General features: G+C 58.2%; 16 protein-coding genes. 5 read left to right on the top strand and 11 right to left on the bottom strand.

Features of this window, described 5'->3' with window-relative positions:
- Window positions 1-86: 86 nt before the first annotated feature.
- The 9 genes from AR456_RS08990 to AR456_RS09030 all read right to left on the bottom strand — a co-directional run bounded on the left by AR456_RS08990 (window position 87) and on the right by AR456_RS09030 (window position 12,277).
- Complete coding sequence (locus AR456_RS08990; protein WP_021821095.1) at window positions 87-2,711, bottom strand: fimbria/pilus outer membrane usher protein; 2,625 nt, start codon at window positions 2,709-2,711, stop codon at window positions 87-89.
- A gap of 167 nt (window positions 2,712-2,878) precedes the next feature.
- Entirely contained in the window at window positions 2,879-3,469 is a 591-nt protein-coding gene (locus AR456_RS08995) for a fimbrial protein (protein WP_202903974.1), read from the bottom strand.
- Window positions 3,470-3,857: 388 nt separating this feature from the next.
- Complete coding sequence (locus tag AR456_RS09000) at window positions 3,858-5,435, bottom strand: aldehyde dehydrogenase (NADP(+)) (RefSeq protein WP_056932997.1); 1,578 nt, start codon at window positions 5,433-5,435, stop codon at window positions 3,858-3,860.
- An 82-nt stretch (window positions 5,436-5,517) separates the two neighbouring features.
- Window positions 5,518-6,525, bottom strand: coding sequence for an AraD1 family protein (araD1, locus tag AR456_RS09005; protein ID WP_031208958.1), 1,008 nt, complete (start codon window positions 6,523-6,525; stop codon window positions 5,518-5,520).
- A gap of 85 nt (window positions 6,526-6,610) precedes the next feature.
- On the bottom strand, window positions 6,611-7,591 hold the full coding sequence (locus AR456_RS09010) for a glycoside hydrolase family 43 protein (protein ID WP_021821122.1): 981 nt from the start codon (window positions 7,589-7,591) through the stop codon (window positions 6,611-6,613).
- A 26-nt stretch (window positions 7,592-7,617) separates the two neighbouring features.
- Window positions 7,618-9,033, bottom strand: coding sequence for an MFS transporter (locus AR456_RS09015; RefSeq protein ID WP_021821123.1), 1,416 nt, complete (start codon window positions 9,031-9,033; stop codon window positions 7,618-7,620).
- A gap of 232 nt (window positions 9,034-9,265) precedes the next feature.
- Complete coding sequence (locus AR456_RS09020) at window positions 9,266-10,567, bottom strand: TRAP transporter large permease (protein WP_021817714.1); 1,302 nt, start codon at window positions 10,565-10,567, stop codon at window positions 9,266-9,268.
- Window positions 10,567-11,172 carry a TRAP transporter small permease subunit gene (locus tag AR456_RS09025; RefSeq protein ID WP_021821125.1) on the bottom strand — a complete coding sequence of 202 codons (606 nt, stop codon included), beginning with the start codon at window positions 11,170-11,172 and terminating at the stop codon, window positions 10,567-10,569. The genes AR456_RS09020 and AR456_RS09025 overlap by 1 nt, the downstream gene beginning before the upstream one ends.
- Window positions 11,173-11,248: 76 nt before the next feature.
- Window positions 11,249-12,277, bottom strand: a complete 1,029-nt coding sequence (locus tag AR456_RS09030; protein ID WP_021821126.1) for a TRAP transporter substrate-binding protein — start codon at window positions 12,275-12,277, stop codon at window positions 11,249-11,251.
- A 253-nt stretch (window positions 12,278-12,530) separates the two neighbouring features.
- On the opposite strand from AR456_RS09030, the gene AR456_RS09035 reads away from it, so the two are divergent.
- Window positions 12,531-14,291 carry an IlvD/Edd family dehydratase gene (locus AR456_RS09035; RefSeq protein WP_021821127.1) on the top strand — a complete coding sequence of 587 codons (1,761 nt, stop codon included), beginning with the start codon at window positions 12,531-12,533 and terminating at the stop codon, window positions 14,289-14,291.
- A gap of 26 nt (window positions 14,292-14,317) precedes the next feature.
- Window positions 14,318-16,120: an IlvD/Edd family dehydratase gene (locus tag AR456_RS09040; protein ID WP_021821128.1), complete on the top strand. Its 1,803-nt coding sequence runs from the start codon at window positions 14,318-14,320 to the stop codon at window positions 16,118-16,120.
- Here the strand turns inward: AR456_RS09040 and AR456_RS09045 are convergent.
- Complete coding sequence (locus AR456_RS09045) at window positions 16,114-16,365, bottom strand: hypothetical protein (RefSeq protein ID WP_021821129.1); 252 nt, start codon at window positions 16,363-16,365, stop codon at window positions 16,114-16,116. The two genes, AR456_RS09040 and AR456_RS09045, sit on opposite strands and share 7 nt — an antisense overlap.
- Window positions 16,366-16,506: 141 nt before the next feature.
- Here AR456_RS09045 and AR456_RS09050 point away from each other — a divergent pair, with 141 nt between their 5' ends.
- Window positions 16,507-17,433 carry a LysR substrate-binding domain-containing protein gene (locus tag AR456_RS09050; protein ID WP_021821130.1) on the top strand — a complete coding sequence of 309 codons (927 nt, stop codon included), beginning with the start codon at window positions 16,507-16,509 and terminating at the stop codon, window positions 17,431-17,433.
- Window positions 17,434-17,539: 106 nt separating this feature from the next.
- A complete protein-coding gene (locus AR456_RS09055; protein WP_021821131.1) occupies window positions 17,540-18,499 on the top strand; it encodes a Gfo/Idh/MocA family protein in 960 nt (319 codons plus the stop codon).
- An 8-nt stretch (window positions 18,500-18,507) separates the two neighbouring features.
- Here the strand turns inward: AR456_RS09055 and AR456_RS09060 are convergent, their stop codons facing one another.
- Window positions 18,508-19,485, bottom strand: a complete 978-nt coding sequence (locus tag AR456_RS09060; protein WP_021821132.1) for a LysR family transcriptional regulator — start codon at window positions 19,483-19,485, stop codon at window positions 18,508-18,510.
- Between the two features lie 309 nt (window positions 19,486-19,794).
- On the opposite strand from AR456_RS09060, the gene AR456_RS09065 reads away from it, so the two are divergent.
- Complete coding sequence (locus tag AR456_RS09065) at window positions 19,795-20,925, top strand: aldose epimerase family protein (RefSeq protein WP_021821134.1); 1,131 nt, start codon at window positions 19,795-19,797, stop codon at window positions 20,923-20,925.
- Window positions 20,926-21,112: the final 187 nt, after the last annotated feature.

The following is a 21,112-nucleotide window of genomic DNA, read 5'->3' on the forward strand; positions in this document are numbered from 1 at the left end:
GTGAGTTTGTGTCGGGTCCCGCATGATGGATGACCTGGTCATTGATCGAGTTGTAGCGAATTGATACGAGGCGCCGCGAGCCACTTTCATGAACCTGCTATCGAGTGTAGCTGGCCAGCGCCGGAGCAGGGCAGTTCGATGCTGCGGTAGCCGCGCTCATCCACCGGCAGTGCCTCGATATTCGGAAGTTGTATCTGGCAGCTGGTTCCTTGTCCGAGGTCCACGTCCAGCACGTCATAATCGCCGCGAACATAGATCACCCCTCCCTGGCCGACCATCGTAAGCATCTCGCCACTCAACGGGTCGATGACTGACGAGGCGAACGGAATCTGCTGATTATTGGTAACGCGAATCAATAACGGCATGCCGTTATCTGTCGGATATTCGACTGCCACGATGGCGCCGCGAGTGGGCACAACATCCTGGCCGGTAGCACTTAGTTCTATGCTGGCATCGAGAGTGCTGGTATCGAGGTTCAAGCGGTTATATCGATAGGGTGTCAGGGTGGCCGCCAGAGCATATCCCTGATCGTTGACCACTGGTCCTCGCGATGAACGCAGTGACGCGCCTTCGGCACCTTCCGCCTTGATCAATGCCATGGTTTCGCCTCGTTCCGGACTGAATACCAGACCGCCGGAATGAGCGAGAACGGTACCGCTGATGGAGGCAGAGTACTGGCTGGATGTGTCGCCCACGCTAGCGCTGGTTCCCAGCGCTGCTACGGGGGTATTCCACTGCAGGCTGCCACCATACTCTCTAGCGCTCGCACCTACGTTGGCAGTGTGGGTTGCATAAAGCTGGTAGCTGCCCTGATCGCGTTCGCCAACAACTCCGGTCATGCTGGTGCGCATCTGATAGTTGTCTGAATCTTCAAAGCTGCTGCTGAGTGAAAGTCTGGGACTTCGAGCGCCATGACCAATCGGGAAACTGACTGTAGCGAGGTAACGAGTGTCGGCTCCGTTACCGTCGTCGGGTTCGTTATTGGAAAGGTCCCGGTTGGCGGATAGTGACAGACTGCCCCAGTTGAAGGCACGGCTATAGTTGACCTGAAAGGTTGTAGTGTCATCACGTTCATCCCACCAGGACCTCGATATTCCGCTGACACCCAGGTTGCCATAGCTTCCCAGCGGCTGGCTGATACTCACCTGGAAGCGGTGTTGCTCGCGCCTGATACTGTCGAAACTGTCGTTGCGAGACTCAAGCTGGGCATAGTCGGCGAAATCCAGGTATTCATCGCTGGAAAAGCGGTAGGCGGCCAGTGACAGGTTGGTCTTGCTGGCGTCCAACTGCTTGCTGTAGCTGATACGGTAACTCTCACCGGATAGCGTCTCTCTTTCGCCTGATGTCATCAGTACATCCTGGACCCGTGACAGCGTGGCATCGGTGCTTAAGGCACCCACAGGAGTTGAAACGGCGGCACCGACCACGGCTGAACCATACTGTTCCGCCAGCGTGGCTCCTCCGTACATGGTGATGATGTTGTTGATGCCGCGGCGATAGGTCGCCTGGCCGAACATCGGTCCGCTACCGGTTTCTGTGTCCCTGTACTGACCGAGGGTTGCACTGAATCGTGAGGCACCCGGCCTCAGCAGTTGCACGACTGATGAGAAGGGCACTGTAAAACGTCGTTCGCTACCATCCGCTTCGGTGACTGTCACTTCCAGGTCGCCGGCATAGCTGGTGGCATACAGATCGTTGATCACAAACTCGCCAGGTGGCACCGAGGTTTCATAGATGACGGTATCGGACTGGCGTACTGTGACGACGGCATTCGAGTTGGCGATTCCGCGAACAACGGGGGCAAAGCCACGCTCGGATTCGGGGAGCATCTGGTCATCACTGGTCAACTGCACCCCGCGAAAAGGCACACTGTCAAACTGATCTCCAGGGGTAAAATATTCCCCTGCAGTGAATTGCGCTTTCAGCGGTACCACATCCCGCTGTGCATAGGTGTTGATAGACTCGTATCCTGTCTCATCACCTCCCTGCACGTTGGCATTATGGCGTAGCCGCCAGGCACCAATATTGAAGCCAGCTGCCAGGTTTGCGCTGTAACGCGTTGAACTGTCGCCTGTATCCGGGCGTGAGTTGAAGGCGTTGGCGGTATATCCCAGAAAGCCTGCAGTAATGCCATTGTCCCAGTCCGTCGGCGAGATGTAACCACGCCTGACCTGGCCGAGATAAAGCTGGGGAATGCTGACATCGACACGCAAGGCAGCGACATCTACCGCCGCTTTGGCATTGGGAATCAGTACTTCAACCTGTAGACACTGTTGCTCTCTCTGCTGCTCCAATAGCGCTTGATCCGGCAATGCGCCAAACCTGACGCCCCACTGTTGCACGGCAGTTTCACTGAAACATAATACTGGCTCTTCATCAGGACCGTTGACAACATTGACCTCTTGATCAAACGGCTCTTTCTCATTCAGCCATACAGAGAGCTGGTAACGACCTTCTGTCAATAAGTTTGAGTGTTCAAAATGCGAAACATTGACGTTGCTTCCATTGCCTCTCAGGAAGCGAGAGTCGAATTCAAAAGCCGGCTCCTCTACGGCAGAAGATTCGGGTGCGATGGCTAGCTGCAACAACGTTACTGCGATCAGTATCAGCAGATTGCGAAGCGTTTTGATACGGAGGTGAGATGTGATGGTGTTGCGAAATAAATCGATGTTCTTTTCCAGAAAAGCGACAGAACCAGTGATGACCGGCATTTTCCAAAGCCCTCAAAGGATAATCCCGCCTTCCCATTAAATAGCGAATATGCTCACAAGCGGGGATAACGGCAAGAAACTTCCTGGAGTCTTGCTGATAATACGGTGCGATATTTCGATAGCGAGAATGGCGGCCTTCCCTGGCTGCCATATAAGAAGAAATAAACTTATGGGTATTCCATGGTATAAACCAGCTGGGTATCTACATCACCAGCGGTGGCCCCACCACCAACTGCTACATACTGTGCGTTGTATGTAATATTGGCACTACCAGAGTCGAAAGTGACATAGGGGTTGTTGGTGTTGTCGCGCAGGTCAATGGATGTTCCGTTTGCATTGGCGATCTGAACCTGGACATTCTCAGCCGGGGAGGCCGCATTGTTGACCAGGTAGCCAGTACCCATATCGACATTTGTCGACTCGAAATAGGCGCGAGCACTACCTGTTGTCGGGCAGCCTGACAGATTGAAGGTAAAGGGTGTAGCACCTGCCACTGCGCCATCTGTTGCCAGTGACGTGGACGATATCGTTGGTAGTACGACGCTGCTGCTGGCAGAGCCACCATCCACGGCTATGGTGCATGATGAGTCGGTGACTCGGCCGGTAATATCGATAGTGCCATCAGCAGCCAAGGCGCTACCAGAAAGCAAGGCACAGCAGGAAGCCATAACCAGCTTGATAGAAGTTTTCATATGGTTTTCTCGGTAATGTCCTGGTTTAGCGATGCTGCTTTCATGACGGTCAATAAAAACAGTCATTCAAGAATCATGTACCCGTTTCAGCATCATATGTGGGACGTTGTGTCCCAGAGCCGTTGAGGTTGGCGAGATGGAAGATACTATGCATCAGGAATGAATAATTGATCTGGGTCAATTTTCGAAGGCTGTGGGAAATGTCCTACATTAAAAGTCGCGTGATCCTACGCTTCGGAAGGGGTGGCACCTGAATAGCGGGTAGCGCCTGAGTAGAGAAGAGTAGTTTGCTCTGTGTGGATGCTGCAGCGTGAATGTCGGAGGAAGGGCCTATCCGACACGGTTGATAGAGGTTGAGATAGAGGTAAGTGTTCCGCGGAGCGAGTAGGCAGAAAAACGCCCCGCAGCAGGGTAATGCTGCGGGGCGTTCATCGGCCCAGTGTTCAGGCTGACATCAAGCTTCGCGTTTGCCATCCACCAGTCGGCTGACGCTGGCCGGGTTACCGTCGCGCAGGGCTTCGGGCAACAGCGCCTGAGGCAGGCTCTGGTAGCACACCGGACGCAGGAAGCGATGGATCGCGGCGGTGCCAACCGATGTCGTGCGGGAATCCGAGGTCGCCGGGTACGGGCCACCGTGAACCATGGCATCGCACACCTCGACACCCGTCGGCCAGCCATTGGCCATCACGCGTCCAGCACGGCGCTCGAGGATCGGCAGCAGTTGACGAGCGACATCAACATCGGCGTCGTCCATCTGCAACGTGGCAGTGAGCTGACCTTCGAGATGTTCGGCGACGCGCTTGACCTCGTCGAGGTCGGCGCACTTCACCACCAGCGAGGTGGAACCGAAGATCTCGGCCTGCAGGGCCTCGTCAGCGAGGAAGTCAGCGGCCCGGGCCGTGAACAGGCCTGCCTGGCACTGGTTGGGGCCTTCGCCGCGCTGGCCACGGGCCACTTCAGTGGCCTTGTCGCTGGCACTGAAACCGCTGACGCCACTTTCATAGGCCTCGAAGATGCCCGGCGTGAGCATGGTCTGCGCCGCCGCGCCCTTGATGGTCTCACCGGCTGCCGCCACGAAGGCATCCAGTTCCGGACCTTCGATGGCGATCACCAGGCCAGGATTGGTGCAGAACTGGCCAGCGCCCATGGTCAGTGAACCGATAAAGGCTTCACCCAACGCCGCGCCACGTGCCTTGAGTGCCTCGGGCAACAGGAACACCGGGTTGATCGAACTCATCTCGGCATAGACCGGGATCGGCTCGGGGCGATTCTGGGCGGTCTTCATCAGTGCAGTGCCACCGGCACGCGAGCCGGTGAAGCCCACTGCCTTGATGCGCGGATCGGCGACCAGCGCCTGGCCGACTTCACGGCCGGAACCGAACAGCAGTGAGAACACACCTTCCGGCAGCTCATGCTTGTGTACCGCGCGCTGCACGGCGCGACCGACCAACTCCGAGGTACCGGGATGAGCGGAATGCGCCTTGATCACCACCGGGCAACCTGCAGCCAGCGCCGAGGCGGTATCACCACCGGCGACCGAGAACGCCAACGGGAAGTTGCTGGCTCCGAACACGGCGACCGGGCCGAGGCCGATATGACGCTGACGCAGGTCGACACGTGGCATCGGCTGACGCTCCGGCAGTGCCGGATCGATGCGCACATCGAGCCATTCGCCATCGCGCACTACGCGAGCGAACAGGCGCAGCTGACCACAGGTACGGCCGCGCTCACCTTCGAGACGGGCACGCGGCAGGCCGGATTCGGCCATGGCACGCTCGATCAGTGCATCACCGATGGCCTCGATCTCATCGGCGACGCTTTCGAGGAATGCCGCACGCTGTTCGAGGCCAGTTTCGCGGTAGACATCGAAAGCCTGCCAGGCCAGCTCACAGGCACGCTCGACCTCGGCGTTGGAACCACCGGGGTACGCCGGCTCCATCTGCTCACCGGTGGCCGGGTTGATGGCATGGATGGGGCGGCCGGTTGCCAGTACGGCGTCGGCGCCAATCAGTTGCTTGCCTTCGAGAGACATATCAGCTCCTGTGTCGTGAAAGAGATCCTGAACTTGAGGGCCATAGCCCAAGGGTTATGGCTCAAGGTCTACGATTCAAGGTCTATAGCGCGTTGACGGTAACGACATCATTGTCGTTATCCGGTGTTGCGAGCGGGTTACGCAGGCTGCGACCAAAGGCCGGCAACTCGATCTCGAAGCAATCACCCGGTTCGACGCGAATGTCGTCGGCGAAGCTCAGGGTGGCGGTGCCGAAAAAGTGTACATGAACATCGCCGGGACGGCGGAACCCACGATACTTGAAGTGGTGATGTTCGAGGTTGGCAATGCTGTGAGCCATATTGTCCTCGCCAGTGAGGAACGGCTTCTCCCACAAGGTTTCGCCATTGCGGGTGATGCGGCTGGTGCCCTCAAGATGGCGAGGCAGCTCGCCGACCAGTAATTCAGGTCCGAAACTGCAGGCACGCAGTTTGGAGTGGGCCAGCCACAGATAGTTGAAGCGCTCGGTAACGTGGTCGGAAAACTCATTGCCGATGGCGAAGCCCAGACGGTGAGGGTTGCCGTGATCATCAATCACATAAAGACCGGCGAGCTCCGGCTCTTCACCAGCATCCTCGGCGAAGCCGGGGCAGGGAAGCGGGCTTTCCGGGGCCACCACACAGTCGCCATCGCCCTTGTAGAACCATTCCGGCTGGGCACCGACCTGGCCGTCTGCCGGTTTGCCGCCTTCGACACCGAGCCTGAACATGCGCATCGAGTCGGTCAGTTGTTCCTCGGCTTCTTGAGATTGCTCTTGAGATTGAGCCTTGGCATGCATGGCTGAACGGGTATCGGCGCTGCCGAGGTGCGTAAGACCGGTGCCAGTGACCAGGCAATGGGCCGCATCGGGATGCGTCAGCGGCGGCATCAGGCGCTGAGCTTCGACAAGCTCCGCATAGTCCAGTCGTGTCTTGGTCAGTCGCTCTTCGATGGCCTGGCTGAAGGACTTGCCGGCAGCCATGGCCGCACGTGCGAGGCTGTAAGTATCAGTATCGGCCAAGCGCACAGTGGTCTCGTCTTCTACCAGAGCGGCATGAATGCGACCTTCGTGCAGGCATTGGATCAAGCGCATCAGTATTTCCTCCTCAGCGGGTCGCCGATGATGCATGTGGGATAGGTTGACATGTTCAATAAATAAATCCAAATGTTGTACATAGTCATTGGTGCTGGTTGCCATCCTCGTCGGTAGGCTCTTTCACCAATGACGGGCGACCAAAACGGGGGAAGCCGTCCTTGTCCCAGGCAATGGGTTTAACGTAGGTATGACGATTGGGATCCCAGAGTGGGTCGCCGGTGATCTCGGTATAGGTACGGGCGTGGTACACCAGCATGTCGGTGACACCATCTTCGGCGATAGTAAAACTATTATGTCCAGGACCAAATACTGAGCGTTCGGCATCACTGGTGAACACCGGATGCTGTGCCTTCTTCCAACTGGCGGGATCGAGTAGGTCGGCATCCTCGTCGGCCCATAGCAGGCCCATGCAGTAATTTTCGTCAGTGGCGCTGGCCGAATAGGTAAGCAGTATCCGGCCATGGCGAATCAGCACCGCGGGTCCTTCATTGACCATGAACCCCCGGGTTTCCCATTCAAACTCGGGAATCGAGATGCGAACCGGCGCACTTTCGAGGGTATCCGCTGCGGCCATTCGCGCGATGTAGAGGTTGGTGTTGCCGGGAATGCCGGGTTCCTTCTGTGCCCAGACGTAGTACAGCTCATCGCGGTGATGAAAGGCTGTGCCGTCGAGACAGAAACTATCGATACCGGTTTCGATGCGCTGCGGGTGGCTCCACTCGGCATTCAGAGGATCACTGGCGCTGGTGGCGATGCAGTACATGCGGTGCTGGAACAGGCCATCGCGAATCTCGCGGCTGGGTGCCGCGGCGAAGTAGACGTACCAGCTACCTTGATGACGATGCAGTTCTGGTGCCCAGATCAGTTCGCTGAGTGGTCCAATTGTTTCCTTTTCCCAGATGGTGACCGGGTCGGCGTCGGCCAGGCCAGCGATGGTACTGGCATAACGCAGTTCCAGCCGGTCGTAGGCAGGAACGGAGGCAATGAAGTAATAGCCACCATCGTGCCGATAGATGAAGGGGTCTGCGCGTTGTTCGATCAAGGGAGTAAGTGTCCTGTTCATTGCATTCTCCTGTCCACATTCCGCGATCATGATGGACTGCCGCCACTCGTCAGAGGCTGCTCGTTATTCGGTTTGTCGCTTGTTGGGGCGCCATTATTCAGGGGGTCATTCTGCACAGACTCGATCTTCAAGGATTCATAGAAGCGATCGGTGATGCGGTACTTGAACATGAAGCTGCCCATCAGGGTGTGGAAGACCCCCGGAATGATCGACAGCATCAATGCGATGCCGGTCAGCGTAAAAGCACTCTGTTCGACATTGGCTTCGTAATTGAAGTACGTGAGCAACTGGCCAACGATGAAGCCAGCAACGCCCATGCCTGCCTTCTGGCAGAAGGATATACCACCGAAGGCCAGCCCCGAGACGCGTTTGCCGGTTCTGGCTTCGCCATAGTCGACACTTTCTGCGATGGCCGACCAGAACACCGGAGCATGAAGATCAACAACGAAGGAAATCAGGAAATACAGCACGAAGGCCAGCGCAACATCACCGGGGCCTACCGCGACGAACATCAGCACGCTCAGGACACCGACGGCCAATTGGCTCCAGCGGAACAGCTGGATCTTGCAATAGCGCTTGGTGATCCAGGTCGAGGCGACCATGGCAAGAATTGCTGCAGTGACACCGGTGGTGAGAAATGCCGACAGCATGGTGGCGTCCGCACCAAGGTAGTACTTGGCATAGTAGGCGGCTACCGAGCTGCGGATCACATACCCCATGGTGCCGGTGAAACACACCGCGCACAGCACCAGCCATTGGTCATTCTTGCGCAGAATGCCGAGCTGGGTACGTAGGGGCTTGTCTTCGATGGTGTGTTGCACACGCTCTGTGGTGGTCGAGTAGCAGAACAGGAACAGCAGCGTGGCCAGGCCACCCATCAGCCCCATCGCCACCTGGTAACCGAACTCGAGACTACCGTTACCGACATACTCGGCCAGCTTGGGCACGATGATGGTGACCAGAAATGCGGCTATCTTGGCGAAGAACAGGCGGTAACCGTTGGCGGAGAGGCGCTCCTTGGGGTCAGGAGTCAGCACACCAATCAGTGAGATGTAGGGGATTGTGACAGCCGTGAACATCAGTGTGACAAACAGGTAGGTGGAGTAGGCCCATACCAGTTTGGCGTTGTAGCTCCAGTCTGGCGTAGTGAACAGCAGCAGAACGGAAATACCGAACGGCACCGAGAAGATCAGGAAGTAGGGCCGGTAGCGGCCATGCTTACTGTTGAACTTGTCCGTGACGATTCCCATGAGAGGATCGGTGACGGCATCGACCAGGCGAGCCACGAGAAACAGAATTCCCATATGACTTGGCTTGAGGCCGAAGATGTCGGTATAGAAGTACGAAATGATCAGGAACATCGAAGAAATCACGATGTTGATCGCCATGTCCCCGCTGCCGAAGCCGACTTTTTCCAGATAGGTCAGGCGTCGCGTCGTCATGGTAGCCTCCTTGGCATTGTTATTGACATCTTTGCTCTTGAAACACGTGCTCTTGAAACACGTGCTCTTGAAACTTGTTCTTGAAGTACCCGTTCCTGGGTGGAGCCCCTTGCCGCTGGTGCTCTTGCTTCTGGAACCATTACGCGTTGGTTTGCGGCGCTTGCTTTATGTTGTTGATCGAAGGAGGTCGACGCAGACGTGATGGACTACACGTCTGCGTCGAGATCGGGGATTACACCAGCCACATGGCCATGTTGGGCCAGACCAGCAGTGCGGCCAGCACACAGAGCTGCAGGGCAATGAACGGCAGCAGCGAGACGAAGATGTCCTTGAGGCTGACTTCCGGTGGCGCCACCCCCTTGAGATAGAAGGCCGCCGGGCCGAACGGCGGTGACAGGAACGACACCTGCATGTTGACCGCGAACAGGATGCCGAACCAGATCGGGCTGTAACCGAGCTGGGTGATGATCGGCACGAAGATCGGCAGGGTCAGCATCGCCACCCCGATCCAGTCGAGGAACATACCCAGCACCAGCAGGATCGCCATCATCACCAGGATGATCACGATCGGCGCCACATCCAGCCCCATGATCATGCCGGAGATGAAACGGTTGCCGCCCATCAGGTTATAGACCCCGACCAGTGCTGCGGCACCGATACCGATCCAGATGATCATGCCGCAGGTCACCAGCGTCTGGGACAGGCTCTCGTGCATCATGCGGAAGGTATATTCGCCACGCAGGATCACCGCCAGCAGCACCCCGAATACGCCCATCGCCGCGGCTTCAGTGACCGAGGCCACGCCACCGTAGATCGAGCCGAGCACCATTCCGGCAATCAGACCGGGAACGATGATCGCCTTGAGCGCCTCGAAGCGGTTGGAGAAGCCCTCGGTGCGGTCGGCCTCGCTCATCGGCGGGCCCATCGAGGGATCGCGCAGACAGCGCACCAGCACATAGCCGATGTAGGACAGCATCAGGATCACCGCCGGGGTGATGGCCGCCGTGAACAGGTCGGCAATCGAGACGCTGGCGATCAGGCCATAGATGATCAGCACGATCGACGGCGGCATCATGGTGCCCAATGCGCCGCCGGCACAGACCACCCCGATCGACAGGTGCTTGTCATAGCCCAGCCGCAGCATCTGCGGTAGCGCCAGAATCCCCAGCAGCACGATCTCGCCACCGATGATGCCGGACAGCGCGGCGAGGAAGAACGCCACCACGATGGTCTGCACCGCGACGCCACCGGGCAGACGGCCGGCAAACACACGCATGGCATTGAACAGGTCTTTCGCGATCCCCGATCGGTCCAGCAACGAGGCCATCAACACGAACATCGGCACTGCCACCAACGAGTACTCGGTAACGAAACCATAGACCCGGCTGGTGACCAGCGGCAGCGCGTTGCCGCCAAACCAGCCGAAGGTGAAGACCAGCGCCACCAGGCCGGTGATGAAGGCCAGCGGCAATCCCGTGATCAGCAGGGCGAAGATCAGCCCGACCAGCAGCATGGTTCCTTCTGCAATCCCCATCACACGGCTCCTTCATCATCAGGCAGCGGAGCAGGCTTGCCCTTGAGCGACTGATACAGATGAATCAACGACTGAATGCACATGATCGCCAGCGCCAACAGGATCATGCCCTTGATCAACGCCGGAAACGGTGGATTCCAGGAGGTACCGGAGCGCTCCAGCTGCCAGTCACCCATCGGGTTGTGTGAGGCGCCCCAGAACATCACATAAGCGGCGTAGGTCATGCCCAGGCAGAAACCGAAGGTGACCAGGTCATTGAAACGGTCCAGCCACAGGCGAAAACGTGGGCCGACCGTGTCATACAGCACTCGCACGCGAATATGGCGATTGCTGGCGAGTGCCACGGGTCCACCGAGACAGAAACTTACCGCCACCAGCATGACCACACTCTCGTGGACCCAGGAGGTGGGCGAATTGAAGCCATAACGCATGATGACTTCGTAGACACTGATCGCCATGGCCACACACACCAGCCAGGCCGCGGTCTGGCCGGCCTTGACCACCAGCCGGTCGAAACCGCTGCGCACCAGGTCGGGGGCCTTGCTCGGTATCGTATCGCCGCCGGGTGGTGTGCCCTCTTGCGGCTCACGAGTCGAGTCACTCATGAGACATCCTCAACGATTGTCTGAACAGCCGAGCACCCCCGGACAGAAACTGGGGGTGCATCGAGGGGGGGGTAATCTAGAGTTGGCCACGCGCACGCAGGAAGCTGGTGGTGGCGTCGTAGATCTTCTGGGTCATCTCGTTCTGGCCAGCCCATTCCTGCCATTCCTGTTCAGCGGCCTGACGGAACTTGAGGCGCTCTTCTGCAGGCAGGTCGAACGGATGGACGTCCGGATCTTCCTTGAGGCGTGCAAGAGTCTCGATATCCTGCTCCTTGAGGCGCGCGATCAGGTCGTAGGCCATGCCATCAAACGCAGTCTCGAGAGTCGTCTGCAGATCAGCCGGGAGGCTGTCCCAGATTTCCTTGTTGAGTGATATCGCGATCATCGGCATGGAATGAAAGCCCGGGTACAGCGGGTAGGGGGCGAAGGAGTGAAGGCCCTGGGCGTCGTTATTGGAGAGTACAGTGGAGTCAGCAGCATCGATGACCCCTTTCTCGAGGCCGGTATAGACCTCGGAGCCCGGCAGGTTGACCGGGGTGGCACCGATACGCTCGAAGATGTTGTAGACCATGCCCTGGGGCGCACGAATCTTGAGGCCCTGGAAGTCGTCCATGCTTTCGATGGGCACGGTGGAGGGGATCGACTCCAGCGGGAAGGTCGCAGCGGCTACCAGGTGAGTGCCGTACGGCTCAACCAGCTCGTTGTAAAGGTCCTCACCGCCTGCGGTATTCATGAATTCGAGGAAGTCATAGGGATTATTCCACGCACCGACCAGGTTGCCGATCATGCCGAATGCCGGGTCTGATCCAGAGAAGTAACTGGGGTCGGTCATGTGGCCCTGGAGGATGCCGGCGGACACGGCTTGAAGAGTTTCGGTCGGGCCGACCACCGCGCCGATCGGCAGCACTTCGATGCTGACTCGACCGTCGGTCATGGTGCCGATGCGCTCGGCCCATTGCTGTTTGATCTTGAAGCTTGGCTCGCCAGCAGTTTCGGACGCCTGGAAAGTCCACTCGTACTTTTCATCTTGAGCGGCAGCCTGGGCGGCAGCTGTGGTCAACAGCGCCGCAGAGGCCAGCATCAGTGTAGGTAGCGTTCTGTTCATGGTCGCTCTCCGGTCAGGTGTTGCTGTTGTTATGCAGATGTCATCCACACGGCAGTGTCATGGATCCATTGTCACGTCCCTGCGACGCGGCCCCGATCAGGGGATCACGCGGTAGGGCAATGTTGCTCATTGAGAGAGTATGTTCAACATATACTTTCGTATGTGTGTACTTTTGGCCAGCCGAGGGATAGGGTTGCTGCAAACGAAATGCACAAGTGGCATCTATCTACCGTGACATCCGAGGAGCATTGCCATGGCCCGGGACAACGAATCCTCTGCCAAGCGTCAACTGCGTAGCGCCCAGTGGTTCGGCAGCGCCGACAAGAACGGTTTCATGTATCGCAGCTGGATGAAGAATCAGGGCATTCCCGATCATGAGTTCGATGGCAGGCCGATCATCGGTATCTGCAATACCTGGTCGGAGCTGACGCCATGCAACGCGCATTTCCGCAAGATCGCCGAGCACGTCAAGAAGGGCATTCTCGAAGCGGGTGGCTATCCCGTCGAGTTCCCGGTGTTCTCCAATGGTGAGTCCAACTTGCGGCCTACGGCGATGTTCACTCGTAACCTGGCGAGCATGGATGTCGAGGAAGCGATTCGCGGTAATCCGATGGATGGCGTGGTGTTGCTGGTCGGTTGTGACAAGACCACGCCAGCGCTTTTGATGGGCGCGGCGAGCTGTGATATTCCGACCATCGTTGTGACTGGCGGGCCGATGCTCAACGGTAAACACAAGGGGCAGGATATCGGTTCCGGGACCGTGGTCTGGCAGCTCTCCGAAGAGGTCAAGGCGGGTCGCATCTCGATCCATGACTTCATGGCTGCCGAGGCGGGCATGTCACGCTCTGCGGGTACCTGTAACACCATGGGCACAGCCTCGACCATGGCCTGCATGGCGGAGTCCCTCGGCACGTCATTGCCTCATAACGCAGCAATTCCTGCCGTGGATTCGCGCCGTTATGTACTCGCTCACCTGTCGGGCAATCGCATTGTCGATATGGTCCATGAGGATCTGCGTCTGTCGAAGGTGTTGACTCGTGAGGCGTTCGAGAACGCCATTCGTACCAACGCGGCCATTGGTGGCTCGACCAATGCGGTCATTCACCTCAAGGCGATTGCCGGGCGTATGGGTGTCGAGCTGGAGCTGGATGACTGGAATCGCATTGGCCGCGGTACACCGACCCTCGTGGATCTCCAACCATCCGGGCGTTTCCTGATGGAAGAGTTCTATTACGCCGGTGGTCTACCCGCAGTATTGCGCCGGCTTGGTGAGTCAGACCGTCTGCCGCACAAGGATGCGCTGACCGTCAATGGCCAGAGCCTGTGGGATAACGTCAAGGATGCACCGATCTACAACGATGAGGTCGTTCGCACCCTGGACAACCCGCTGGTCGAGGATGGCGGCATGTGTGTGCTGCGTGGCAACCTGGCGCCACGTGGCGCGGTGCTCAAGCCATCAGCAGCCAGTCCGGAGTTGATGCAGCATCGTGGACGTGCGGTGGTGTTCGAGAATTTCGACGACTACAAGGCACGCATCAACGACCCGGATCTCGACGTCGACGAGAGCTGTGTGTTGGTCTTGAAACACTGCGGGCCCCGTGGTTATCACGGCATGGCGGAAGTCGGCAACATGGGGTTGCCAGCGAAGGTGCTGGAAAAAGGCGTCAAGGACATGGTTCGCATCTCTGATGCGCGCATGAGTGGCACCGCATACGGCACAGTAGTGCTTCACGTCGCACCGGAAGCTGCTGCGGGCGGGCCGTTGGCTGCCGTGCGTAATGGTGACTGGGTTGAACTGGATGCCTATGCGGGCAAGCTGCATCTGGATATCAGTGACGAAGAGCTTCAGACACGCCTGGCAGAAGCCGATCCCACCGCGGCATCGCGTGAAATTGCCTCGACGGGTGGCTATCGTCAGCTATATATCGAACGAGTGTTGCAAGCTGACGAAGGCTGTGACTTCGACTTCCTTGTAGGCTGTCGAGGGTCTGAAGTACCGCGCCACTCACATTGATATCTGCTCGAAGCCAAGGGGATTCCATGACCCAACGTCCACGTTTGACGCCCGATCAGCTGCGCTCGCGCTGGTGGTTCGACAATGCCGAGCATCCGGGAACCACGGCGCTGTGCATCGAACGCTATATGAACTATGGCGTGACCCTGGATGAGCTGACCTCGGGACGCCCGATCATCGGCATCGCCCAGTCGGGCTCGGACCTGACGCCTTGCAACCGCCATCACATTGAGTTGGTCAAGCGGGTCAAGGACGGCATCCGAGCGGCGGGTGGGGTGCCGTTTGAATTTCCCATGCATCCGATTCATGAGAATGTCCGCCGTCCGACGGCGGCGCTGGATCGCAATCTGGCCTATCTGGGGCTGGTTGAGGTCCTTCACGGATATCCGTTGGATGGCGTGGTCCTGACCACCGGTTGCGACAAGACTACCCCAGCTTGCCTGATGGCGGCAGCGACGGTGAATATTCCCGCTATCGTGCTGTCCGGCGGGCCGATGCTCAACGGCTGGCACGGCAATCAGCGCGTCGGTTCGGGCACTATCATCTGGGAGCTGCGCAAGCGTCTCGCTGCCGGTGAAATTGACTATGCCGAGTTCCTGTCCACGGCAACTGATTCCGCGCCGTCGGTTGGGCACTGCAATACCATGGGCACGGCCTCAACCATGAACTCGATGGCCGAGGCGTTGGGTATGAGCCTGCCGGGATCGGCGATGATTCCAGGGCCGTACAAGGAACGCTCGATGGTGGCCTATGACACCGGCCAGCGTGCAGTGGAGATGGTCTGGGAGGACCTGCGTCCGCTGGATATCCTCACGCGTGAGGCCTTCGAGAACGCTATCGTGGTGTGCTCGGCGTTGGGCGGTTCCTCCAATGCACCGGTGCACGTCAATGCCATTGCCCGTCATGCTGGTGTGCCGCTGGATAATGACGATTGGCAACAATTGGGGCACCGGGTGCCTCTGCTGGCCAATGTCATGCCTGCTGGTGTCTACCTGGGCGAGGAGTTTCACCGCGCCGGTGGCGTTCCCGCTGTCACTGCCGAGCTACTCAAGCAGGGCATGATTCACGGTGAGGCGCTGACCATCAATGGCAGGACCATGGCCGACAACGTCAGCGATTGCGAGACTCAGGATGACGATGTCATTCGCCGCTTCGCTGATCCGCTGACAACACGGGCGGGGTTCATCAATCTCAAGGGCAATCTTTTCGATTCGGCGTTGATGAAGACCAGTGTGATTTCCGCGGACTTCCGTCGCCGTTTTCTGGAGAACCCGGATGATCCGGATGCCTTCGAGGGCAAGGTCGTTGTCTTCGATGGCTCAGAGGACTATCACGCACGCATTGACGATCCTGCACTTGGCATCGATGCCACGACAATTCTCGTTATGCGTGGAGCCGGGCCTGTGGGTCACCCCGGCGGTGCTGAGGTCGTCAATATGCAACCGCCGGAGGCCTTGATTCGTCAGGGAGTGGATTCGTTGCCGTGCCTCGGTGATGGCCGCCAGTCGGGTACCTCGGGGTCGCCCTCGATACTCAATGCGTCTCCCGAGGCGGCGACCGGTGGCCCGCTCGCGTTGTTGCAGAGTGGTGATCGGTTGCGCGTCGACCTCGGGCGTGGCGAGGTGCGGCTGCTGGTCAGCGATCAAGAACTGACCAGCCGCCGTGAGCAGCTCAAGTGTCATGGTGGTTATGCCTATCCCGGCCACCAGACTCCGTGGCAGGAGATCCAGCGTACTCTGGTCGAGCCGCTGGATCGGGGCATGACGCTGCGCGGTGCCGATCATTATCGCGATGTCGCCAGGCGCTCGCCGCCGCGTGACAATCACTGATCGATTCCGATATCACGCCGCATACGATGATCCAGATTACCGGCTTCGCGGGCTGCGGCTCTTTGCTGTCGCCGCCCGCGCCACGCCACAACCCGGCGTTTGACCCAGTTTTCAATGGCCATGATCAACCCTAGTGGTGGCATGGCAGGCATGATCACTTCCGGCATGCGATTAAGTGGCTTCTGGTGCTCGATCGGTGGTTTTCCGGCAGTGGCTTTCGCTGACTGATTGATGTTCGGTTGCATGCTCATGACTCCTGTTGCTGATGTTGTGATCGTGGCCCGGTGATTCGGGCTGCGATCTACATCAGCAGCTTCGGCGTCATACATTGTTCAATCCAGCAAAACTTACTACACTCAATTTTCAGAAAAATTGAGGAGTCGGTCATGTCGGTACCCAACGGCCCGGGTTGGCAGGCGCCGCTGCCACTGCTTGACCTGGATGTACTTCGCAACTTTGTTGCCATTGTTGAAAATCGCAGCTTCTCGCGCGCAGCTCATCAGGTGCATCGCACACCATCGGCGTTGAGCATGCAGATCAAGAGTCTCGAAGAGACGCTTGGCAAGACACTGTTGATTCGTGAGGCACGTCGGGTAAGCACCACCTGCGAGGGGGAAACCCTACTGCGTTACGCCCGCCGTCTGCTGAATCTCAACCAGGAAGCTGTCGAGCAGTTTCTGTGTCCTGCGCTGCAGGGAACGGTGCGCCTGGGGACTGCGGATGACGTTGGGACGCGGCTGTTGCCTCAGGTGCTATCGCGCTTTGCACGTTCCCATCCATCTGTGCAGGTGGACGTGAGTGTTGCACCTAGCCTGGACCTGATGAGACGTTTCGATGCTGGTGAGCTGGACGTTGCGTTGATGACATCGGGTACTGACGGAATGCCGGGAGATCGTGGCGAGGTAGTGCACTCGGAATCACTGGTGTGGGCCGGACGCCGCGGAGGCATGGCTAGCGAGCGCCGGCCATTGCAGTTGGCACTGTCCAACCACGGCTGTGCCTGGCGTCGCATGGCATTGTCGGCGCTCGATGCCGCTGGTATCGACTACCGTATTGCGTATGTCAGCGAGAACACCGCAGGCCATTGCGCTGCGTTGTGGGCGGACCTGGCAATCTCGACATTACCGGCGAGCATGGTCGAACCACCGCTCAAGTGTATAGACCAGAGCGCTGGCTTGCCTGCGTTGGGCAAGTATCAGGTACTGATGCTGCGGCATCCCGGTAGTAACTCCGCCAGCGATGCGTTGGCCGATACCGTGGTCGAGGCCTTCCAGCATTGGACAGGGCAGTCGCTGGAACTGGCCAGCGCCTGAAAGTGGTCAGCACCTGAATGTGGTCAGTGCCTGGAGCGACAGTTAGACTGCGCGACGATTTTTGTATTTACCTTTCACATTTTGCTATCGATGTTGGGGGCAGTTCATGTCGGTGTTTCGTATAGGACTCGTTGGGGCAGGCAAGATCGTTCAGGATCAACATCTCACTGCCATCGAGGCGACCGAAGGGCTGGAACTGGTGGCCTATGCCGATCCCCATGTGCCAGCGAATAGTGCGAAGCTGAAAGGCGTACCGGGCTTCGCGGATCTGGCCGCAATGCTGGATGCGCACCCTGATATTGATGCCGTGGCGATCTGCACCCCGGCACACCTGCGTCATCGATTGGCGCGTGAGGCGATGAGCAGAGGCAAGGCGGTACTGTTGGAGAAGCCGCCGGCAACCACTCTGGCAGAGGTCGAGGACCTCAAGGAATACGCAGTGTTGGAAGGGCGGGTACTTTTCGCTGCCTGGCACTCACGCTTTGCACCTGGTATCGCTCGAGCCCATCAATGGCTGGCGGAAAATCAGATCAACTCGGTGGCGATTCACTGGCACGAGGATGTACATGTCTGGCACCCGGGGCAGGCATGGTTGTGGCAAGCCGGTGGCATGGGAGTGTTCGACCCCGGCATCAATGCGCTGTCGATTCTGACTCATTTGCTCGGCGAGCCGTTCTTCCTCAGCCGGGCCGAATTGGAGGTGCCGGCCAACTGTCAGACACCGATTGCTGCCAGGCTGGGCTATCGGTTGGCTGATCTTCACCTGAACCCACAACGGAAGATCAGCGCTGACTTTGATTTTCGTCATGAAGATCCGCCCAGCTGGAACATGACCTTTGATACCGAGCGTGGCGCACTGGCCCTGGAAAATGGCGGGGCACGCTTGATCATCAATGGTGAGGTAGTGATCGACGAACCTGAGCGCGAATATCAGGGCGTATACGCGCACTTCCGCGATCTGCTGGAGCGCGGCATCAGCGATATGGATATCACACCGTTGCGCCATGTCGCCGATGCGCTGATGCTGGGGGAGCGGCATCAGGTCGAGGACTTCATCGATAGATGAGCAGGCGCTCAGCGTGACGGACGACGCCAGCTCTGGCGACGGATAACATCGCGTAGCCTGGTGCTCAAGGCTGCCGCACCCGGTGAGGGGCGTGTCTCTCGTAGTGTGACCAGACCGTAGGGTTGCACGCTCACTGCCTCGCGTGTTGGCAACAGACGAAAGCGGGCTGGGTCGCACAGCAGGCCCGCGACTTCCTGTGTGGTCACCGTCAAGGTGTCGGTCGCTGCGACCAGTGAGAGGGATACCAGAATGTCCGAGGTGTCGACGATCTGCATTGGTGGCGTCAGGCCGTGGTACATCAGCAAGTAATCGAAGCGTTGGCGCATCAGCGATCCGGAAGGTTGTAGTGCCCAGGGGTAATGCATCATTGCCCCAAGCTCCGGGCTGCTGGATGCCGTCAGCGGATGGTTATGGCGACATACGATACAGGTGGCTTCTTCGCCGATTTCCTCAAACACGAAATCCGCTGCATTGAAGCCTGCCGGGATACGACACAGGGCAAGGTCGAGCTCGCCACTCAACAACCTGGGAATCAGCGCCTGACTGACATCGACATCGACACTGACCTTGAGTCCCGGGAGGTCGAGTCGTGTCTCTTCCAGCGCCTGGGTGAGCAGGGTTACCGTGGGGTCCATCACGGTTCCCACCGCGACGGTGCCGGTATTGCCGGCACGCAGGGCATTGAGCTCATCCCCGGTCTGCTTGAGTGACGACAGCATATTGCGGGCATGGCGCACCATGATCTCGCCGTACCAGTTGGGTTCCAGGCCTCGCGAATGGCGCTCGAAGAGTTTCAATCCCAGCCGAAGCTCAAGTTCGCCGAGCAACTTTGACGCGGCAGGTTGGCTAACACCTAGCCAGGCGGCTGCACGGTGCAGGTTTCGGTAGTCATCGAGCGCCGCCAGTAGTTCAAGGTGGCGTAACTTTAGTCGGACATCGAGATACCAGTCGGGGGCCAGGTTTTCCTTATCTGCTGTACGCGTCATGCTGTGATAACCAAATGAATATGGGAAATGTGACAAGGGAGTATTAGCGGTTACCCCACGGGATGTCCAGGGTAATACCGTCGCTGAACCAGCTGATTTATCAGCAGGATTCTTGTTTTCGGGAGAACGCCAATGCTGTCACCTTGCTCATCGCCCCTGAGTTCATCACCCCTGTCGCGTAGCCTGTGTCTACTGGGTATCGCGATGTCCGCCGGTTTATCACTTTCCGCCTGGGCCAGTGATGCGGCGGGCAATAGAACAACAGATAGTAGAACGACAGATAGTAAAACACCTGGTGAGGACGTGAATATGAGTGGAGACCCTGTGGCAGGGGTGACGGCGAAGACATTTGGCCAATTGCCTGACGGGCGAGAGGTGGAACTCTATCTCCTCGTCAACGCCAACGGCCTGGAGATGACGGTAATGTCCTATGGTGGGACGATCGTGTCGCTCAAGGTGCCTGATGCACAAGGTAATGCGGAGGATGTGGTGCTTGGTTTTGATAGTCTGGAGGACTACCTGAGCCCTGCGTACCGTTCCGCCAATCCGTATTTCGGTGCCATCATAGGCCGCTACGGTAACCGTATTGCCGGCGGCCAGTTCGAGATCGACGGCACGGCTTACCAGGTGCCGACCAATGATGGCGAGAACTCTCTGCACGGGGGCGATCGGGGCTTTGACCAGCGGTTATGGCAGGTGAGCGCGGTAGATGCGAAAGACGGTGTTGGCGTGGTTCTATCGCTGGTCAGCGAAGATGGCGACCAGGGTTATCCTGGTCAGTTGGAAACGCAGGTTCGCTACACATTGACCAATGATAATGCGCTGGATATTCGCTATCAGGCGACGACGAATGAGACTACGCCGATCAACCTGACGCAACACAGTTACTTCAATCTCGAAGGCGAAGGCGGAGTTGAAGGTCAGAGCGGCATCCTCGATCACATATTGACTCTGAACGCTGAGGCATTCACCCCGGTGGATGAAGGATTGATACCTACCGGCGAGATTCGCTCGGTAGAAGGCACGGCGTTCGATTTCCGTGAGCCGACGCCAGTTGGATCGCGCATTGATGGTGATGACCAACAATTGCAGCGTGGTAAAGGCTACGATCACAACTTCGTATTGGCCGATAATGCTTCTGACGCCAAGAACGGCTCCGATGCCGAAGGCCTGGTGCTTGCGGCACGTGTTGAAGCTCCGCAGAGTGGTCGGATCATGGAGGTTTACACCACTGAACCGGGAGTGCAATTCTATTCCGGTAACTTCCTTGATGGGTCATTGGTCGGTAAAGCCGGGCAGCCTTATGAGCATCGCTCGGGTCTCGCCTTGGAAACCCAGCACTTCCCGGATTCTCCCAATCAGCCGGACTTTCCCTCAACGCTGCTGTCGGCTGGCGAAACATATAAAAGCCACACACGTTACGAGTTCTCGACCAGGTGATCGAGCTCAGACATCGTATTTTTCGATGATTGTCAGGCCCCGCCAATGCGGGGCCTGATGCGTTGTATACAACGCCAGTCGCGGCCTGTCGGTCATCACAGACAAATTCACTCACATTCTTCCCCACACTTTAGTCGCAGCGCCTGCAGGCGGTCTTCTGGCGTGTGGTGGCGTATTCTGGTCGTTA

The sequence above is a fragment of the Halomonas huangheensis genome, from assembly GCF_001431725.1.
GTDB lineage: Bacteria > Pseudomonadota > Gammaproteobacteria > Pseudomonadales > Halomonadaceae > Halomonas > Halomonas huangheensis.

What these genes read in the sequence shown, in the direction of transcription:
- AR456_RS09055 (WP_021821131.1), top strand. Translation starts at nt 17,540, where the DNA reads ATGTCGGTGTTTCGTATAGGACTCGTTGGGGCAGGCAAGATCGTTCAG.
- AR456_RS09025 (WP_021821125.1), bottom strand. Translation starts at nt 11,172, where the DNA reads ATGAGTGACTCGACTCGTGAGCCGCAAGAGGGCACACCACCCGGCGGC.
- AR456_RS08995 (WP_202903974.1), bottom strand. Translation starts at nt 3,469, where the DNA reads ATGACTGTTTTTATTGACCGTCATGAAAGCAGCATCGCTAAACCAGGA.
- AR456_RS09050 (WP_021821130.1), top strand. Translation starts at nt 16,507, where the DNA reads ATGTCGGTACCCAACGGCCCGGGTTGGCAGGCGCCGCTGCCACTGCTT.
- araD1 (WP_031208958.1), bottom strand. Translation starts at nt 6,525, where the DNA reads ATGCGCTTGATCCAATGCCTGCACGAAGGTCGCATTCATGCCGCTCTG.
- AR456_RS09000 (WP_056932997.1), bottom strand. Translation starts at nt 5,435, where the DNA reads ATGTCTCTCGAAGGCAAGCAACTGATTGGCGCCGACGCCGTACTGGCA.
- AR456_RS09030 (WP_021821126.1), bottom strand. Translation starts at nt 12,277, where the DNA reads ATGAACAGAACGCTACCTACACTGATGCTGGCCTCTGCGGCGCTGTTG.
- AR456_RS08990 (WP_021821095.1), bottom strand. Translation starts at nt 2,711, where the DNA reads ATGCCGGTCATCACTGGTTCTGTCGCTTTTCTGGAAAAGAACATCGAT.
- AR456_RS09065 (WP_021821134.1), top strand. Translation starts at nt 19,795, where the DNA reads ATGAGTGGAGACCCTGTGGCAGGGGTGACGGCGAAGACATTTGGCCAA.
- AR456_RS09045 (WP_021821129.1), bottom strand. Translation starts at nt 16,365, where the DNA reads ATGCAACCGAACATCAATCAGTCAGCGAAAGCCACTGCCGGAAAACCA.
- AR456_RS09010 (WP_021821122.1), bottom strand. Translation starts at nt 7,591, where the DNA reads ATGAACAGGACACTTACTCCCTTGATCGAACAACGCGCAGACCCCTTC.
- AR456_RS09060 (WP_021821132.1), bottom strand. Translation starts at nt 19,485, where the DNA reads ATGACGCGTACAGCAGATAAGGAAAACCTGGCCCCCGACTGGTATCTC.
- AR456_RS09040 (WP_021821128.1), top strand. Translation starts at nt 14,318, where the DNA reads ATGACCCAACGTCCACGTTTGACGCCCGATCAGCTGCGCTCGCGCTGG.
- AR456_RS09015 (WP_021821123.1), bottom strand. Translation starts at nt 9,033, where the DNA reads ATGACGACGCGACGCCTGACCTATCTGGAAAAAGTCGGCTTCGGCAGC.
- AR456_RS09035 (WP_021821127.1), top strand. Translation starts at nt 12,531, where the DNA reads ATGGCCCGGGACAACGAATCCTCTGCCAAGCGTCAACTGCGTAGCGCC.
- AR456_RS09020 (WP_021817714.1), bottom strand. Translation starts at nt 10,567, where the DNA reads ATGGGGATTGCAGAAGGAACCATGCTGCTGGTCGGGCTGATCTTCGCC.